We start from the raw sequence: 222 nt of genomic DNA on the forward strand, positions 1-222 counted from the left end.
ACTAAGCGTACACGGTGGATGCCCTGGCAGTCAGAGGCGATGAAGGACGTGCTAATCTGCGATAAGCGTCGGTAAGGTGATATGAACCGTTATAGCCGGCGATTTCCGAATGGGGAAACCCAGTGTGTTTCGACACACTATCATTACGTGAATACATAGCGTAATGAAGCGAACCGGGGGAACTGAAACATCTAAGTACCCCGAGGAAAAGAAATCAACCGA

Annotated in this window: 1 rRNA gene; it reads left to right on the plus strand. The window is 49.1% G+C overall.

The window, feature by feature from the left end:
- A 23S ribosomal RNA gene (locus tag NNO08_RS23285) occupies nt 1-222 on the plus strand; the annotation flags it as partial.

This window comes from Citrobacter sp. Igbk 17, from assembly GCF_028069775.1.
Taxonomy (GTDB): domain Bacteria; phylum Pseudomonadota; class Gammaproteobacteria; order Enterobacterales; family Enterobacteriaceae; genus Citrobacter.